The following is a 12,983-nucleotide window of genomic DNA, read 5'->3' as shown; positions in this document are numbered from 1 at the left end:
TCGCCGAGAGCCGTCTGGCGGTCTGTTGTTGCGATTGTTTATCGATTGTCCTTATGGACGCACACGAGAACACCCGCCGTATTCAAGTTTTGTCGGTCTCTGATACCGGCCGCCGTCGCCGTTGGTCGGATAACGAGAAGGTCCGGATCGTTGAGGAAAGCCATGGCAATGGCGTGACATTGGCGGAGGTCGCACGGCGCCATGACATTTCCCGATCACAGCTTTACGATTGGCGATATAGGCATAAAAATGGGCTGCTTGGGGCCGGCCCGCAATTTTTGCGCGTTCTTCAGGTCGAAGACGGCTCTGTCCGTGATGATGTTCCAGCGCCGCCAGCGCCAGCATTAACGATCGACCTTGGCCCTCGCTGTCGCGTCACGATCCCATCCGGCTTTGACATGGAGGCTGCTGCGCGTCTGCTCAATGGCCTGATGGTGCAGCCATGATCGCGTTTCCGGCTGGCACGAAGGTGTGGATTGCAGGTGGAGTGACTGACATGCGTCGCGGGATGAACACCTTGGCATTGTCGGTGCAACAGGGCCTCGGGCGTGATCCACATGCCGGAGAAATTTTCTGCTTCCGGGGGCGCAAAGGTGATCTGGTGAAACTGCTCTGGCATGATGGTGTCGGCATGTCTCTATACTTGAAGCGCCTCGAGGCAGGGAAGTTCATCTGGCCTGTCAGTCAGGACGGAACGGCGGTGGCGATATCATCAGCTCAGCTCGGCTATCTTCTGGAGGGCATAGACTGGAGAAATCCACGCTGGACGCAGAGGCCCAAAACGGCTGGATAATTTGCATAGAACCGCCTGTTTTTATTGGTCTTTTATCGTTATCATGGTAGACATCTGCCATGCCAGATGCCGCCTTGGAAATCGCCGAATTGCGCGCCGCGCTTGCTGCGCAGATCGCCTCTGCTGAGGCCGCACAAGCCCGTGCGCAAGCTGCGGAAGCCGAATTGGCACGGGCCCGCGCTTTGGCATCCTGCACAGAAGCGATGATCCAGGAGTTGAAGTTGGAGATCGCCAAGCTGCGGCGCGACAAATACGGCATCTCCTCGGAACGTCGGGCGCGGCTGATCGATCAGTTGGAATTACAGCTTGAGGAATTGGAAGCTGCCGCCAGCGCCAACGAGAACCGGCAGATGAAACCGACGCCGTCGCAGGAAGCGGGGCAGCACGGCATGAACCTCGCAACAACGGCAGCGCTCTGGCCGACGCCCCAGATCGACAGTTTCCGCAGCCGGGGTGGCGAGCGGAAGGACGAAAAGGGTCTGGACCGCATGGCGCGGGATTGGCCGACGCCGATGGCGAACGACGGCTGCAAGCCGAGCGCGGGCAACCGCAAGACGGCCGATCTGACACACGCGGCCGGAATGTGGATGACGCCGACAGCGCGCGATCACAAGGACGGGGCTACGACACTGGCGAACACCCCGGTCAACGGCCTGCTTGGCCGCCAGGTCCTGGTGACGCCGATGGCTGGGAACGATACCTCCAAGCCGCGCCGGACCTTGAACCCGCTGTTCGTCGAGGCACTGATGGGCTGGCCCACCGGGTGGACCGGCTTCGCCTCTGTGGCAACGGTGTGGTCCCCCTGGTTGCGGCGCATGCGCTGCGAACTCTCGCGGCTGAATTGCTGGCCGATGGATGAGGTGGCAGCATGAAGCAGTCGCGCCTCATGTCGCTGGTCGAGTCCATCGCCAACGTGCTCGTCGGCTATGGCGTCGCCGTCGTTACGCAGATCCTAATCTTCCCCATCTTCGGGCTGCAGACCACGCTGGCGCAGAACCTGAAGATGGGGCTGGTGTTTACAATCGTCTCGCTTGGCCGCAGTTACGCCTTGCGGCGGTTGTTCGAGCGATGGCGTCGCCTCTGACGCCGCTGGCGGTGCCGGGCGACGAATGCTAGCCTTGGCACATGTCCGACTGGCAACACATCGAGATCAACAACCACGGGACCATCGTCGTCCTGCGTCCGATCTCGGACGAGGGTCGGCAATGGTTCGAGGACAATGTCGGCGAACCTGAACCGGGCGGCATCTATACTTGCGAGCCCCGGATGGCGCAGGACATCCTGCAGGCTGCCGCGCGCGATCTGCTGTCGATGAAATGACAAACCGCCGCCCATGATGGGACGGCGGCAATAGGATCTTCGGCGGCAAACCAATCAGCCAGCGGGCAGTCGATAGACCCGTCCGCGCCCCTCGACCTTCCACGAGACGGCACTGTCCGGCGAATACCTTGACCGATAGCTCGCGGCTGTACTCGCCCGCCATCACCCGCTTGACGGTTTTCAGGAGGTTCGAGCCGATGCTTCCGTCATTCTCGAACTGCTCGCCGCAATAGTGGACCCTGATCCCTGCGCGTGAACAGACATGCTCGTAATAGGCGCCCTCGTCGGCATCCTGAAACCGGCCCCAGCGGCTGACGTCATAGACGAGGATCGCCTTGAAATCTGCCTTGCCGGATTGCACCTCGGCCATCAGGTTCTGCAGCGCCTCCCGGCCATCGAGCCGAAGGCCAGAACGCCCTGAATCCTCGAACACGCGCAAGATCTGCAGGCCGCGGGCGACGGCATAGCTGGTGGTCCCGACGGGTCCAACGGCGCCACAGGTTAGGACCAAGTTACTGTCCCCCGCTAGTGCGCAGCATTTCGCGACTCTCCCGTGCCGCAACCATCGGCACGGGAGAGAGTTCGATGTTTGTCAAACTCCCTCCGCCAAAACTTTCTAAAACAATGACTTAAGAGTTGGGCAGGCAAGTGCGACTGTAGCGCGCCACGAATATTTGCAGGGCGTGACACGAATATCTGCATCAGCGCGATTTCATGGTTTCGGACCCGAGATCAGTAGCTCTGGGGCTGTGACAGCGCCCCGGCTCCCCACCGTGTAGGTCGTCGTCACCTCATCGATGCGCGCCCAGGCGAATACGTTCGACCAGCTGACAGCATCGGCCGCCTTGAGCGATCCGGAGACGAGCCGACTCAGGAAAGAGGGCCGATCCTTGAGCGGCATGCAGCCGTTCACAAGGATACTGTCCTCCATCACGTGGCAGCTTTCTTTTCGGCGATCACTGGTCGGAGGGCGATACTTGAAGTCAACCCAATCCCAACGGCCAAATGCGGCATCATCAGAGAGATGCCGAAAACGAATCGGAAAAAGACGCTTGAATTCGCCGCCCGGGGTTCATAGCGGATTGTTCAATCGGAATTTATATAGGCCTGCAATGCATAGCCGTTCCCCGTTTCATCCTCTCCGGCGCGCCAGATTTCCTGTCGCAACACCAGATGGCGCGCCGGGTTCTGGCGCTAAATGATGTATGGGGGGCGCCTGCTTGCGCGCTGGACCTTGCCGCTTTTCAAAGGATTACCATGACACCTGCCGCCCGGATCGCCGCCGCAATCGAGGCTCTTGACCGTCATCTGGCGGGCGATCCGGTCGAGGTGGCGCTGATATCCTGGGCGCGGGGAAACCGTTTTGCCGGGTCGGGCGACCGCGCGGCGATCCGCGATCTCGTGTTCGAGGCGCTGCGGCGGCGCCGGTCACTGGCACACCGCGGCGGGGCCTTGTCGGGGCGCGGGTTGATGCTGGGCCTGTGCCGGGCACAAGGTATCGACCCGGAACAGATATTCAGCGGCGCGCGGTTTGCCCCCGCCGCGCTGACCGAGGCCGAGAGGGCGGCGATGGCGGCTGCGGCTGCGCCCGAGGGGCTGGTGGCGCTTGATTGCCCCGACTGGATCGCGCCTGCGCTTCAGGCATCGCTCGGGGCGGAGTTTGCGGCGGTGATGGCCGCGCAGCAGGCCCGTGCTCCGGTGTTTCTGCGCGCCAACCTCGCCCGTGGCCCACGCGCGGCGGCGCAGGCCGCGCTGGCCGCCGAGGGGGTCGTCAGCCAGCCCCATCCGCTGGCGGACACCGCGCTTGAGGTCATCGAAGGCGCCCGTAAGATCCAGTCGTCGCGGGCCTATGCCGAGGGGCTGGTCGAATTGCAGGATGCCGCCTCGCAGGCGATGGTGGCGGCGCTGCCGGTGCGGGCCGGGCAATCGGTGCTGGATTATTGCGCTGGTGGCGGGGGCAAGGTTCTGGCGCTGGCTGCGCGGGCGCCGGGGCTGTATCTGGCGCATGACATCGACGCCGGGCGGATGCGCGATCTGCCCGCACGGGCAGAACGTGCAGGGGTCCGGGTCGGGCTGGTGGCGCCGGGTCAGGCGCCGGGGGCGCAGGATCTGGTTCTGGTCGATGCGCCCTGTTCCGGCTCGGGCACATGGCGGCGCACGCCTGAGGCGAAATGGCGGCTGACGCCCGAACGGCTGGTCGCGCTGGTGGCGATCCAGCGCGATATTCTTGGACGCGCGGCAGAGCTGGTGCGGCCCGGCGGGCAACTGGCCTACATGACCTGCTCGCTTCTGGCGGCGGAAAACGGCGCCCAGATCGCGGCCTTTCTGGCCCGCGACCCGCGTTTTCGGCTGGAGGAAGAGCGTCGTCTGACGCCGCTGTCGGGAGGGGACGGATTTTATCTGGCGCGGATGAGGCGTGTTTGATGCAGATTGACACACGCTAGGGTTGTGTGTTTTTTGCGGCTTAATCGGCCCTTAAACCTTTCGGTGCGCAATAGGGGGACCGATTCTGACGAAAGGGCATTCGCGTGTCGCATCCTGCCTTGTCTCCCGGCAGTCTGACCCGCACGGCATTGGCGCTGTCGGCCGGCGGCGGCTATCTGGTTCTGGCGGCTACGGGCGTGCTTGGCGCGGCCTTTCTGGCGCCTGACCGTGCTGTATCTTTGGCGCTGATGGGGGTGGCGGGCACGTTGGTGGCCCTTGCCGCGCTGATGCAGGGAATGACGCTGCGCCACGCGCGCGCGCGCGCCGCGATGCAAGGCCAACTGGCCGATTTCATCGCGCATGATGCCTCGCCCAGCTTTACCACCGATGCCGATGGCGCCATCGGCTTTCAGAACCGCGCCGCCGCTGACCGCTTTGGCCAGCGCAGCGGCCAAAGCCTGACCCGCGCGCTGGAAGATCTGTTCGCCAGCCCTGCTGCGGTTCTGTTCCGACTGCAAAGCAAGGCCACAGCACTGGGCGCCGCGCGCGAGGATCTGGTGACGCGCCGCGGGCATGTGCGGCTGTCGGTGCACCGGATCGGCGAAAGCATCTTTCTGTGGCGCCTGGAACAGATGGCCGAGCGCGCGGTTGGCGGGCGCGGCGCGGATACAATCAGCCTGCCCATGCTGACCGTTTCCAAATCGGGGACGATCCTGTTCATGAACGAGGCGTTGCGGCGGCTGGTGGGCGAACGGGTGCGCACACTGGACCGGATATTTGCCGATCTGCCGGTGCGGCCGGGGGAAGATCATCAGATCGCCACCCAATCCGGCCCGGTGCGGGCGCTTGTGGCCGAGATCGAGGGCGTCGGTGGCCGACGCGAGATATTCTTGCTGCCGCTGGCGGCGGGGCGCGCGACGCCAGCCGATCCGACCTCGTTCGAGGCTTTGCCGGTGGCGTTGATGCGGCTGGCGCCGGATGGGCTTGTTCTGGCCGCCAACCACGCCGCGCGGGGCATGCTGGGGCCAGTGGAGGGCGAGCAGCGGTTTTCCGACCTGGTCGAGGGGTTGGGCCGGTCGGTGGCCGATTGGCTGAGGGACGCCGCCGAGGGCCGCGCCGAGCGGCGCCCCGAGGTCTTGCGGGTGCGCCGGGGCGAGGGCGAGATGTTTTTGCAGGTCACGCTGTCGCGGATGCGCGAAGAGGGCAGGGTTGTGATCGTGGCGGTGCTGTCGGATGCGACCCAGCTCAAGACGCTTGAGGCGCAATTCGTGCAAAGCCAGAAGATGCAGGCAATCGGTCAGCTTGCGGGTGGGGTTGCGCATGATTTCAATAACTTGCTGACCGCAATCAGCGGGCATTGTGATCTGCTGATGTTGCGACATGACAAGGGCGACCCGGATTTTGCCGATCTGAACCAGATCAGTCAGAACGCCAACCGCGCGGCCAGCCTTGTGGGGCAGTTGCTGGCATTTTCTCGCAAGCAGACGCTGAAGCCGCAGATCATCGACCTGCGTGACGCGCTGGCCGACCTGACGCATCTGCTGAACCGCCTGGTGGGCGAAAAGGTGCGCCTGACACTGGCGCATGACCCGGCGCTGCGGCTGATCCGGGCCGACAAGCGGCAGTTGGAACAAGTCATCATGAACCTGGTCGTGAACGCGCGCGATGCCATGCCGGGCGGTGGCACGATCCGGATTGAGACAGAGAATGTCTTTTTCCCGCAAGTGTTTCAGCGCGACCGCGTATCGGTGCCGCCCGGTGAATATGTCATTGTCCGCGTCAGCGACGAAGGCATCGGGATCGCACCGGACAATCTTGTCAAGATATTTGAGCCGTTCTACACCACCAAGCGCACCGGCGAGGGAACCGGGCTTGGCCTGTCCACCGCCTATGGCATCGTCAAGCAGACGGGCGGCTATATCTTTTGTGACAGCGTTCCCGGCGCGGGCACCTGTTTCACGCTCTACTTCCCGGCCCATGCCCAGACTGCCGAGCCCGAGGCCGAGCCAGACCCCGCGCCGCATCCTGCGCGCAGCCTGCACAACGGGGCCGAAACCGTGCTGCTGGTAGAGGATGAGGCGGCGGTGCGGGCTTTTGCCAGCCGCGCGCTCAAGCTGCGCGGCTATACGGTCTTCGAGGCTGAACATGCCGAGGAGGCGCTGCGCATTCTGGAAGATCAGGGGTTGGAGGTCGATGCCTTCGTGACCGATGTGGTCATGCCTGGAATGGATGGCCCCAGCTGGGTGCGCGAGGCGCTGAAATCCCGGCCTGGAACGCCGGTGGTGTTCATGTCGGGCTATGCGGAAGACGTTTTCAACGATGGCCGCCCTGCTGTTCCGAAGGCAGTGTTTTTGCCCAAACCGTTTTCGCTAAGCGAACTGACGGAAACCGTCACGCGGCAAATCCAGTCTTGATCCGCGTCAGCGCCTCGGGGCGCAGGCTTTCGGTGCGGCTGGCAGGTTTGAAAGTTGCCTCGCCGATCCGGTTTCCGGCCAAGGCGCAGCGCGGGCACGACATGCCCGCGCGACCGGGGCATGATCCGCCCGACATGTCAGGCGGTTTCTCCCGCCCGGACCCGCGCGTAAAGCGCAAAATCTGCGGAACTGTGCGCGGTCAGGCGCTGTCTTGTGGTGTCGCTCAGGGTTGTAACGCCCGCGGGCGAGACATTTACCCGCGGCAGATGAATCTCGAAATCCAGTCGGTCTTCGAGGAAGCCGACGAACCGCCCGATATCTTCGTAGCAAAACACCCGATCAACCCCGAGGCTGCCGTCACGCAGGCTGAGAAAACCCTCCTGTGAGCCGAGATCGGCGAAAGCGGGGCGTTCCGACGACATATAGGCGCACACGAAATCGTCAAAGCCGATTCCGGCTGTGCTGTTTGGCTGCCCCAGAATCGCCTCCCGCTGGCGGTAGCGATACCAGCTGCCCAGCCAGTCCTGCGGCTCTCGCATCAGGGCCACGACGTCGAAGCTGTGGCCCGAGGCTGCCTCGATCCACGGCGCGACATGGCGGCGATAGCGCTCTGCGGAGGTATGTTTCAACTGCGGCGGGCGGGCGACAGTGACCGAGGCGAGCGATTCGAGGGCGACCGAAACGGCGCTTGATCCGGTCTTGGGGGTGGCCAGAAGAACCAGCCTTTGTTGCCAGAAAATGAGCATCTTGCCTGCCTTGCACCACCTGCGCGTGACCTACAGCCGTAAACGGTGCGCGTAAACGAGTTCTTAACCACATCACGCGAGGATCGAAAAAGATGGACTTGCGTTGTTCTTGTTTTGATCTCATAAAAGCGAGAACGGGAAGTGAACAAAATGACATGGCGCAGCGATTGCCGCCGCGCCGGTGCTGTGGGATAAGGATTGAGGCAATGGCAACGGCGAGCCTTTTCGAGATGAACGACAAGCGCAGTGCGGACAAACAAAAGGCGCTCGACAGTGCGCTGGCCCAGATCGAACGGCAGTTCGGCAAGGGGTCGATCATGAAGCTGGGCGTCGACAACCCGGTGATGGACATCGAGGCAACCTCGACCGGCTCGCTGGGGCTGGATATCGCGCTGGGGATCGGCGGCTTGCCGAAAGGCCGCGTGATCGAGATTTATGGCCCGGAAAGCTCGGGCAAGACCACGCTGACGCTGCATGTGGTTGCCGAAGAGCAGAAAAAGGGCGGGGTCTGCGCCTTTGTCGATGCCGAACACGCGCTTGACCCGCAATATGCGCGCAAGCTGGGCGTGAACCTTGACGAATTGCTGATTTCGCAGCCTGACACCGGTGAACAGGCGCTGGAAATCGTCGATACGCTGGTGCGGTCGGGTGCGGTCAGTCTTGTGGTGGTCGACTCGGTGGCGGCGCTGACGCCCAAGGCCGAGATCGAGGGCGACATGGGCGATGCGACCGTGGGTGCGCAAGCCCGGCTGATGAGCCAGGCGATGCGCAAACTGACCGCCAGCATCGGGCGCAGCAATTGCATGGTGATCTTCATCAACCAGATCCGGATGAAGATCGGCGTGATGTTCGGCAACCCCGAAACCACCACGGGTGGCCACGCGCTGAAATTCTACGCCAGCGTGCGGCTGGATATTCGGCGGATCGGCGCGATCAAGGACCGTGACGAGGTGGTGGGCAACCAGACTCGCGTGAAAGTTGTCAAAAACAAGGTTGCGCCGCCGTTCAAGCAGGTGGAATTCGATATCATGTATGGCGAGGGCATTTCCAAGGTTGGCGAGCTGGTCGATCTGGGGGTGAAGGCGGGCGTGGTTGAGAAATCGGGCGCCTGGTATTCCTATGGCGATGAACGCATCGGCCAGGGGCGCGAGAATGCCAAGCAGTTCCTGCGTGATCACCCCGAGATGGCGAATGCGATCGAGGACAAGATCCGCGCGAGCCACGGGCTCGATTTCGGTGCCACCGAGTCCGACGATGGCGTGATGGAAGATTGAGCCACGGGGCCGGGCGGTTGCGCCCGGTCTTTCTCTTTCTGGACAGGGCCGAGGGCGGGCGCTAAACGGAAAGCCGAATTTGCCCCAAGAGGCCCCAGACATGCCCAGCCTGAACGATATCCGCTCTACCTTCCTTGGCTATTTCGAGCGGAATGGCCACCGCGTGGTGGACAGCAGCCCGCTTGTGCCGCGCAACGACCCCACGCTGATGTTCGCCAACTCGGGTATGGTTCAGTTCAAGAACTGCTTCACCGGGGTAGAAACGCGTGAGTACAAGCGTGCCACCACCGCGCAGAAATGTGTCCGGGCGGGCGGAAAGCACAACGATCTCGACAATGTGGGCTACACGGCGCGCCACCATACCTTCTTTGAAATGCTCGGCAATTTCAGCTTTGGCGACTATTTCAAATCTGACGCGATCCCCTTTGCCTGGGAATTGCTGACAAAGGATTTCGGCATCCCGAAGGATCGGCTTCTCGTCACCGTCTATCACACCGACGACGAGGCGGCGAATATCTGGAAAAAGGTCGCCGGGCTGAGCGATGACCGGATCATCCGCATCCCCACCAATGACAACTTCTGGATGATGGGGCCGACCGGCCCCTGCGGCCCCTGCACCGAGATCTTCTTTGATCACGGCGAGCATATCTGGGGCGGCCCTCCGGGCTCGGCTGACGAAGACGGTGATCGCTTCATCGAGATCTGGAACCTCGTGTTCATGCAATATGAACAGTTCGCTGATGGCACCAAGCGCGACCTTGACATGCAGTCGATCGACACCGGCATGGGGCTGGAGCGGATCGGCGCGCTGTTGCAAGGCAAGCACGACAACTACGACACCGACCTGATGCGCAGCCTGATCGAGGCCAGCGCGCATGCCACCAGCGCCGACCCCGATGGCCCCGGCAAGGTCCATCACCGGGTGATCGCCGACCATCTGCGCTCGACCTCGTTCCTGATCGCCGACGGGGTGATGCCGTCGAACGAGGGCCGCGGCTATGTCCTGCGCCGCATCATGCGCCGCGCCATGCGCCACGCGCATATGCTGGGCGCGGTCGATCCGGTGATGCACAAGCTGGTGCCGGCGCTGGTGCGCCAGATGGGCGCGGCCTATCCGGAGCTGACCCGTGCGCAGGCGTTGATCGAAGAGACGCTGAAACTGGAGGAAACGCGGTTCAAGCAGACGCTTGACCGCGGACTGAAGCTTCTGGATGACGAGCTTGCGCGCCTGCCAGAGGGTGCCGCGCTGCCGGGGGCGGCGGCGTTCAAGCTCTATGACACCTACGGCTTCCCGCTTGACCTGACGCAGGACGCGCTGCGCGAACAAGGCCGCACCGTGGAAACCGAAGGCTTCGAGGCCGCGATGGCCGAGCAGAAGGCCAAGGCGCGGGCCAGCTGGGCGGGCTCGGGTGAGGCCAAGGATGCCACGATCTGGTTCGAACTGGCCGAAAAGAACGGCACGACCGAGTTTTTGGGCTATGACACCGAAACCGCCGAGGGCGAGATACTGGCGCTGGTGATCGACGGGGCAGAGGCCGAGGCGGCCACCGGCGCGGTGCAGATCGTGGTGAACCAGACCCCGTTCTATGGGGAATCCGGCGGGCAGGTGGGTGATGCGGGCTGGATTCGCACCGAAACCGGGCTGGCTCATGTCACCGACACCCGGAAAACGGCGGGCGTCTTCGTCCATCTGGCGACGGTGACCGAGGGCGAACTGCGCCGCGGCCAGCCCGCCAAGCTGGAGGTCAGCCATACCCGCCGCGCCGCGATCCGTGCCAACCATTCGGCCACCCACCTTCTGCACGAGGCGCTGCGCCGGGCGCTTGGCGATCATGTCGCACAAAAGGGCAGCCTGAACGCCGAAGACCGGCTGCGTTTCGACTTCAGCCACGCCAAGGCGCTGGCGCCCGAGGAACTGGCGGCGGTCGAGGCCGAGGTGAATGCCTATATCCGCCAGAACGCCGCCGTTGACACCCGGATCATGACACCCGACGACGCGCGCGCCTTGGGGGCGCAGGCACTTTTCGGCGAGAAATATGGCGACGAGGTGCGGGTCGTTTCGATGGGCCATCTGGCCGGCTCCGGCAAAGGCTCCGATGGCGCCACCTACAGCCTTGAGCTGTGCGGCGGTACCCATGTGGCGCGCACCGGCGATATCGGCGCCTTTGTGGCGCTGGGCGACAGCGCCTCTTCGGCCGGGGTCCGGCGGATCGAGGCGCTGACCGGGCAGGCGGCGCTTGATCACCTCAAGGCGCAGGCCGCTCGGCTGGCCGAGATTGGCGCGGCGCTGAAGGCGGCACCCGCCGAGGTGGTCGATCGCGTGCGCGCACTGGCCGACGAACGCCGCCAGCTTGCCAATGAGGTGGCGCAACTGCGCCGCGAACTGGCGATGGGCGGCGGTACCGCGGGCGGGCCGCAGGCCAAGGATATCAACGGAATACGCTTCATGGCTCAGGTAGTTGCCGGGGTTTCGGGCAAGGATCTGCCCGCGCTGGTGGATGATCTGAAGGCGCGCATCGGTTCAGGCGCGGTGCTGATCGTGGCCGATGTCGGCGGCAAGGCGGCGGTGGCCGCGGGGGTCACCCCGGATCTGATCGCGCGCCTGTCAGCGGTCGATCTGGTCAAGGCCGCGGCCGAGGCGCTTGGCGGCAAGGGCGGCGGCGGCCGGCCCGACATGGCGCAGGCGGGTGGCAGCGATGCCACGAAATCGTCCGAGGCCGTGGCCGCGGTCGAGGCTGTGATCGGGACGGCGCCATGACCGCCCCAACCGCCCTCTGGATCGCCCATGTCGAGGTGACCGATCCTGCGGCCTATGGTCGCTATGCCGCGCTGGCGACCGAGGCGATCGCCGCCCATGGCGGGGTCTTTCTTGCCCGCGCCACGCGCTATGTCCAGCTTGAGGGGCACGACCGGGCGCGCAATGTTGTCGCGCGTTTCCCAAGCCTTGAGGCCGCGGTGGCCTGCTACAACTCGCCCGCCTATCAGGCGGCGCTCGATCATGCCCGCGGCGCCGCGATCCGCGATCTTGTGGTCGTCGAGGAAGTCGCCCCCTGATCTGCATCAACCCTCTTCCTGCCGCGCGCGCATGACGATAACATGACGCCATCGTCATAAGGCGCCGTGCGGCCTGACGCGCGGCTGAAACCCCGAATGGGGAAGGGTGCGCAGATGTGCCGTTGGGCCGCCTATGTGGGGCAACCGATCTTTCTGGAAGACATCATCAGTCGGCCTCAGCATTCGCTGATCCATCAAAGCCACTGCGCCACGCAATGCCACACCGCGATCAATGCCGACGGCTTCGGCATCGCCTGGTATGCCGACCGGCCCGAGCCGGGGCTCTATCGTGACGTGATGCCGGCCTGGTCCGACCCGAACCTGCGCTCGTTGACCGCGCAGGTGAAATCGGGGCTTTTCCTGGCCCATGTGCGCGCTTCCACCGGCACCGCCACCAGTCGCAACAACTGCCATCCTTTTGCGGTGGGGCGTTGGTCGTTCATGCACAACGGCCAGATCGGCGGCTATGACGCCTTCCGCCGCGATGCCGAAATGCTGATCCCAGACACGCTCTATCCGCACCGCAAGGGCGCCACCGACAGCGAGGCGCTGTTTCTGGTGGCGCTTGGCGAGGGGCTCGACCGCGATCCCAAGGCCGCGCTGGAACGCGCCACCGCCCGGTTCGAGGCGCTCAGCCGTGCCAAGGGCGCCGCGCCGCATGTGCGCCTGACCTGCGCCTTTTCCGATGGCCAAAGCCTTTATGCGGTACGCTATGCCACCGACCCCTTCGCGCCTTCGCTCTATCACCGCTGGTCCGACAGTCGCCGCGGCCGCGCCGTGGTGTCAGAGCCGCTCGAATCCGACGAGGCGGGTTGGGAAGAATTGCCGCAAGGTGCCTTTTGCGTCTTCGAGGGCGCCGAAATGCGGATAGAGCCGTTCTGCCCGGCGCTGGCCATACTCGCAGCCTGACCCTTTCATCTTGGCCCAAATATCCCCGCCGGAGGCTCCCGCAGATCAT

General features: G+C 64.0%; 13 protein-coding genes and 2 pseudogenes. 11 read left to right on the top strand and 4 right to left on the bottom strand.

Translation table 11 applies throughout. The features are described 5' to 3' along the window. The 5 genes and pseudogenes from tnpA to C5F46_RS12635 form a co-directional block, all read left to right on the top strand. Positions 1–446, top strand: a 446-nt coding sequence (gene tnpA / locus C5F46_RS12660) for an IS66-like element accessory protein TnpA (protein WP_210203001.1), incomplete at its 5' end; no start/stop codon positions are given. After that, a complete protein-coding gene (gene tnpB / locus C5F46_RS12655) occupies positions 443–793 on the top strand; it encodes an IS66 family insertion sequence element accessory protein TnpB (protein WP_107325704.1) in 351 nt (116 codons plus the stop codon). The genes tnpA and tnpB, both read left to right, overlap by 4 nt. 59 nt (positions 794–852) lie before the next feature. Then, a pseudogene (locus tag C5F46_RS12650) lies at positions 853–1,134 on the top strand (IS66 family transposase); the annotation flags it as partial. Positions 1,135–1,661: 527 nt separating this feature from the next. Next, positions 1,662–1,877 (top strand): DUF7220 family protein, encoded by a 216-nt coding sequence (locus C5F46_RS12640; protein ID WP_107325703.1) that lies wholly within the window; start codon positions 1,662–1,664, stop codon positions 1,875–1,877. 41 nt (positions 1,878–1,918) lie between these two features. After that, entirely contained in the window at positions 1,919–2,113 is a 195-nt protein-coding gene (locus C5F46_RS12635) for a hypothetical protein (RefSeq protein WP_107325702.1), read from the top strand. Positions 2,114–2,165: 52 nt separating this feature from the next. On the opposite strand, the pseudogene C5F46_RS12630 reads toward C5F46_RS12635, so the two are convergent. Continuing rightward, positions 2,166–2,624 (bottom strand): annotated as a pseudogene (locus C5F46_RS12630) (recombinase family protein); the annotation flags it as partial. 201 nt (positions 2,625–2,825) lie between these two features. Then, a complete protein-coding gene (locus C5F46_RS16685; protein ID WP_181317752.1) occupies positions 2,826–3,044 on the bottom strand; it encodes a hypothetical protein in 219 nt (72 codons plus the stop codon). Between the two features lie 326 nt (positions 3,045–3,370). On the opposite strand from C5F46_RS16685, the gene C5F46_RS12620 reads away from it, so the two are divergent. Further along, the gene (locus tag C5F46_RS12620; protein WP_107325709.1) at positions 3,371–4,537 is read left to right on the top strand and encodes an RsmB/NOP family class I SAM-dependent RNA methyltransferase; all 1,167 of its coding nucleotides are present in this window, start codon (positions 3,371–3,373) and stop codon (positions 4,535–4,537) included. Between the two features lie 104 nt (positions 4,538–4,641). Continuing rightward, positions 4,642–6,951 (top strand): ATP-binding protein, encoded by a 2,310-nt coding sequence (locus tag C5F46_RS12615; protein ID WP_407947322.1) that lies wholly within the window; start codon positions 4,642–4,644, stop codon positions 6,949–6,951. On the opposite strand, the gene C5F46_RS16680 is transcribed toward C5F46_RS12615, so the two are convergent. Both C5F46_RS16680 and C5F46_RS12610 read right to left on the bottom strand, forming a co-directional pair. Beyond that, entirely contained in the window at positions 6,929–7,087 is a 159-nt protein-coding gene (locus tag C5F46_RS16680; RefSeq protein WP_168796760.1) for a hypothetical protein, read from the bottom strand. The genes C5F46_RS12615 and C5F46_RS16680 overlap by 23 nt on opposite strands. 1 nt (position 7,088) lies before the next feature. After that, positions 7,089–7,697, bottom strand: coding sequence for a hypothetical protein (locus C5F46_RS12610; protein WP_107325701.1), 609 nt, complete (start codon positions 7,695–7,697; stop codon positions 7,089–7,091). Between the two features lie 206 nt (positions 7,698–7,903). On the opposite strand from C5F46_RS12610, the gene recA reads away from it, so the two are divergent. The 4 genes from recA to C5F46_RS12590 all read left to right on the top strand — a co-directional run bounded on the left by recA (position 7,904) and on the right by C5F46_RS12590 (position 12,934). Beyond that, a complete protein-coding gene (recA, locus tag C5F46_RS12605) occupies positions 7,904–8,971 on the top strand; it encodes a recombinase RecA (protein WP_107325700.1) in 1,068 nt (355 codons plus the stop codon). Positions 8,972–9,071: 100 nt separating this feature from the next. Beyond that, positions 9,072–11,729: an alanine--tRNA ligase gene (alaS, locus tag C5F46_RS12600; RefSeq protein ID WP_107325699.1), complete on the top strand. Its 2,658-nt coding sequence runs from the start codon at positions 9,072–9,074 to the stop codon at positions 11,727–11,729. Then, complete coding sequence (locus C5F46_RS12595; RefSeq protein WP_107325698.1) at positions 11,726–12,025, top strand: DUF1330 domain-containing protein; 300 nt, start codon at positions 11,726–11,728, stop codon at positions 12,023–12,025. Before alaS ends, C5F46_RS12595 begins: the two co-directional genes overlap by 4 nt. Positions 12,026–12,139: 114 nt before the next feature. Next, positions 12,140–12,934, top strand: coding sequence for a class II glutamine amidotransferase (locus C5F46_RS12590; RefSeq protein WP_107325707.1), 795 nt, complete (start codon positions 12,140–12,142; stop codon positions 12,932–12,934). The last annotated feature ends 49 nt before the right edge of the window (positions 12,935–12,983 follow it).

This window comes from Phaeovulum veldkampii DSM 11550, assembly GCF_003034995.1.
GTDB lineage: Bacteria > Pseudomonadota > Alphaproteobacteria > Rhodobacterales > Rhodobacteraceae > Phaeovulum > Phaeovulum veldkampii.
This window is presented reverse-complemented; position numbering and strand designations above follow the sequence as displayed.

Coding starts and splice junctions, on each gene's coding strand:
- tnpB (WP_107325704.1), top strand. CDS start 443: ATGATCGCGTTTCCGGCTGGCACGAAGGTGTGGATTGCAGGTGGAGTG.
- C5F46_RS12640 (WP_107325703.1), top strand. CDS start 1,662: ATGAAGCAGTCGCGCCTCATGTCGCTGGTCGAGTCCATCGCCAACGTG.
- C5F46_RS12635 (WP_107325702.1), top strand. CDS start 1,919: ATGTCCGACTGGCAACACATCGAGATCAACAACCACGGGACCATCGTC.
- C5F46_RS16685 (WP_181317752.1), bottom strand. CDS start 3,044: ATGGAGGACAGTATCCTTGTGAACGGCTGCATGCCGCTCAAGGATCGG.
- C5F46_RS12620 (WP_107325709.1), top strand. CDS start 3,371: ATGACACCTGCCGCCCGGATCGCCGCCGCAATCGAGGCTCTTGACCGT.
- C5F46_RS16680 (WP_168796760.1), bottom strand. CDS start 7,087: ATGTCGGGCGGATCATGCCCCGGTCGCGCGGGCATGTCGTGCCCGCGC.
- C5F46_RS12610 (WP_107325701.1), bottom strand. CDS start 7,697: ATGCTCATTTTCTGGCAACAAAGGCTGGTTCTTCTGGCCACCCCCAAG.
- recA (WP_107325700.1), top strand. CDS start 7,904: ATGGCAACGGCGAGCCTTTTCGAGATGAACGACAAGCGCAGTGCGGAC.
- alaS (WP_107325699.1), top strand. CDS start 9,072: ATGCCCAGCCTGAACGATATCCGCTCTACCTTCCTTGGCTATTTCGAG.
- C5F46_RS12595 (WP_107325698.1), top strand. CDS start 11,726: ATGACCGCCCCAACCGCCCTCTGGATCGCCCATGTCGAGGTGACCGAT.
- C5F46_RS12590 (WP_107325707.1), top strand. CDS start 12,140: ATGTGCCGTTGGGCCGCCTATGTGGGGCAACCGATCTTTCTGGAAGAC.